Below are 3,352 nucleotides of genomic sequence, written 5' to 3' on the forward strand. Positions count from 1 at the left end.
AATGATAATGGTAGCTTTTTTAACTCTAATATTGCTCATTCCTCTGGCATTTGTCAATGAATTAATACGGGAGCGTTCTACTCGTCAACAAGAAGTCATTTCCGAAATCAATGATAAATGGGGAGAAAGCGTCTATTTTTACGGACCAATCTTAAAAGTTCCTTATACCGTTTTTGAAGAAACATTATCAATCAATCAAAAAACAAACGAAACATTCAAACAGCAAAAAGCAATTACCAAATACGCTTACTTTTTCCCTGAAGATTTAAAAGCCAAATCCAATGTAATCACCAAAGTGCTTAATCGAAACAATTACGAATCGGTTGTATATAGTTCCAAAATGAATTTTAATGGTCAATACATTCAGCCTGATTTTAGCAGTAAAAATATTTCTCCTGATGTTATTCAATGGAACAAAGCCACCATTTTAATCAAAACAACAAACCTAAAAAGCATAAAAGACGAAGTAAAGATCAATCTCGGCGGAACCAAATTTACTTTCGAACCGGTTTACAGCACAAATTTAAACGACTCTACTCAGGCTCTCGAAACTGGTTTTATCGACTTAAAGAATATTTTGAAAGCAGATAAAACCAACTTCAATTTTGACATCACTTACAACGGAAGCAAGCAAATCAAAATGGTTCCGATTGGAAAAATCACTCAGCTAAAAATGCAATCCAACTGGACTTCGCCAAGTTTTACAGGGAATTTTTTACCAGATGATAAAACCAAAAAAATCAGCGACAACGGATTTGAAGCTAATTGGAAAATTCTTCACATTAACCGAGCTTTTCCACAACAATTCTTCGAAAATTTACCCGATTTAGGCACTTATGCATTTGGAGTTGATTTTATCATTCCTGTTGATCAATACCAACAAAACGAAAGAGCCTCAAAATATGGTTTTCTGGTAATTGGCTTGACATTTTTAATTTTCTTTCTAATCCAATCCATCAGCAAAATCAAAATCCATATTTTCCAATACTCGATGATTGGTCTGGCACTTATTTTATTTTACACACTGCTTATTTCAATTACAGAGCACAGCAGTTTCACAAAAGCTTATTTCATCGCAGCCATCGCGGTCATCACGCTAATATCGCTCTACTCCGTTTCAATTCTAAAACAGCGCAAATTTCCAATGTTTATAGCCGCTGCACTTACAGGATTATACACCTTCATCTACGTCATCATACAATTAGAAAACTACGCTTTATTAGTAGGAAGCATTGGTTTATTTGGCATATTGGCGGCTGTAATGTACTTCTCCAGAAAAATTGATTGGAATAAATAGGGTCTACTAAAAAACTATTAAATAGTGAATATAGATCCTGTTTTGTCATTCCGTAGGAATCTCAACGAGGAGTTCCATAATCAAAAGCGTCAATCTTTGTGGAGTTTCTTACGGAGATTCCTACGGAATGACAAGATTGTGGATAAATGATTGGAAATTTGACTATCCGTAACTCATGCTAAATTCAAAATAAACTTTGCAGCTTAACTTAATAACATTTGCGAGTCATTTCTAAGAACAAAGCACCGAGTGAAATCATTGGAGCGCTAACTAATCACATTTAGTATATCCGTTCCAATGATTTGTTGGATTTGCTTTTGTTAGTGAGATTGCTTCGTTCCTCGCAATGACTTTCAAAAAACACAAATGGTTTGAATCAAAACTCCCCCAAAGTTTAGTATTTTTGAAGCCTGAAAATGAAATGATGAAAAAATTTATAATTCTAATAATGGTTTTAGCTATTGGTGCTGCACTTTATGAGCAATCACTTGATGATAAAAACGTTTATATAATGGTAGCTGCCATTGTTGTTTTCATGATGGGAATGATGTGGTTAAGTAGTAAAACTCCAAGTAAAAACCAAGATAACGACGAAGACAATGTTCAATAAAGGAGATAAAGTTTCGGTGCTCGATGAAGCAGTAGACGGTGTAGTTGTATCGGTAAAAGACAAAGTCATTACCGTCGAAACAGTAGATGGTTTTGTGATGAATTTTACCGCTAACGAATTGATAAAAATTGGCGAATCTTCAACCAACTTAATGGATGGAATCAAAGGCATTAATATCAACGAAATAAAAAAAGAAAAGGAAATTCCAAAACCTCGCAGTTTCGTAAAAGAGAAAAAAGACAAAAACGAATTGCCTGTTCCTGAATTTGATTTGCACATCGAAAAATTAGTTCCTAACAAACGCGGAATGTCTAATTATGATATTTTGACTTTGCAGGCCGAAACTGCTCAACGCCATATCGAATTTGCAATTCGCAACCGAATTCCGAAAATTGTATTCATTCACGGTGTTGGCGAAGGAATTCTCAAAGCCGAATTGGATTTTCTTCTTGGACGTTATGACAATGTCGTTTTCCAGGATGCAAATTATCAAAAATATGGACAAGGTGCTACCGAAGTTTATTTTAAACAAAACAATAAGTAGCTTAGCTTTTACCCATAAAAAAACGTCAATATTTATAAGTATTGACGTTTTTTTTATATCTTTTATTTATTGCTTAACCGTTTGCAGTTCACCATATTTGTAATTATTACCCAATTGGAAATTGCTATTTCCTTTTTCCATAGTTACATTTTTAAGAACAATTGTATGCTTAAAAACGTTTGGACCTGTTGTCGTAGTAGAAACTTCGATCTCTCCTCCTACTTTCCCTAACCATTCTTCTTTAACAGTTGGTAATAATGGATCTGTTGGCTGGCAGAAATATTCTGGAGGAACCACACTGTTATATAAATGATAAACTAATTTATTCTTAGCCAATCCTATAGTTCCTTTTCTTGGCTGATCTATCGGAGTAACCTCATTTACAATCAGAGCTGGATCAATATTGAGTGTTAAAGATTCCCCACCACTAAATTCGTAAACAAGTCCGCTGGAACAAATAAACAACAATTGATTAAATGCAAACGGCAATGGATTTTCAACAGGTCTAACATATTCGCCAAAAACAAAAGTTTCATAAAACTGAGTCGTTTTATCTTCTTTCTCGAAAGTAATATTTCTAAAAACAATACTGTTTTTATATCCGGTTATTCTAGTGCTTTTGTCAGCATCGTTAACTTTTTTTACCGCTTCAGTAGCAATTTCTATAACGCCAGACGCTGCTTTCCATTGCGTTTTTATACTGGGAGTAGATGGAGGAATCAAATCGCAAATATTAGCTGTTGACACTTTACCTGTATAGAAATTATATACCACTTGATTCGTCGAATTAACATTTAACTCTATTGGCTCATTTACATCAGTTGCTTCTTCTTGGAAAGTTTCTTCGGGAATGTTCAAGATCAAAGCTTCAGCTTCTTTTAGCTTAAAAAGTAAGTGATTT

General features: G+C 34.2%; 4 protein-coding genes. 3 read left to right on the plus strand and 1 reads right to left on the minus strand.

The annotated features are described in order from the left end of the window. Window position 1 precedes the first annotated feature (1 nt). The 3 genes from creD (at window position 2) to VLC96_RS19060 (ending at window position 2,451) form a co-directional block, all read left to right on the plus strand. Entirely contained in the window at window positions 2-1,297 is a 1,296-nt protein-coding gene (gene creD / locus VLC96_RS19050) for a cell envelope integrity protein CreD (RefSeq protein ID WP_325265460.1), read from the plus strand. Between the two features lie 403 nt (window positions 1,298-1,700). Continuing rightward, the gene (locus VLC96_RS19055; protein ID WP_325265461.1) at window positions 1,701-1,907 is read left to right on the plus strand and encodes a hypothetical protein; all 207 of its coding nucleotides are present in this window, start codon (window positions 1,701-1,703) and stop codon (window positions 1,905-1,907) included. Further along, a complete protein-coding gene (locus VLC96_RS19060; protein WP_325265462.1) occupies window positions 1,897-2,451 on the plus strand; it encodes a DUF8465 domain-containing protein in 555 nt (184 codons plus the stop codon). Before VLC96_RS19055 ends, VLC96_RS19060 begins: the two co-directional genes overlap by 11 nt. A 66-nt stretch (window positions 2,452-2,517) precedes the next feature. Here VLC96_RS19060 and VLC96_RS19065 read toward each other — a convergent pair. Further along, window positions 2,518-3,352, minus strand: an 835-nt coding sequence (locus VLC96_RS19065) for a hypothetical protein (protein WP_325265463.1), incomplete at its 5' end; no start/stop codon positions are given.

The sequence above is a fragment of the Flavobacterium sp. genome (assembly GCF_035456085.1).
Classification (GTDB): Bacteria; Bacteroidota; Bacteroidia; order Flavobacteriales; family Flavobacteriaceae; genus Flavobacterium.

Coding starts and splice junctions, on each gene's coding strand:
- creD (WP_325265460.1), top strand. CDS start 2: ATGATAATGGTAGCTTTTTTAACTCTAATATTGCTCATTCCTCTGGCA.
- VLC96_RS19060 (WP_325265462.1), top strand. CDS start 1,897: ATGTTCAATAAAGGAGATAAAGTTTCGGTGCTCGATGAAGCAGTAGAC.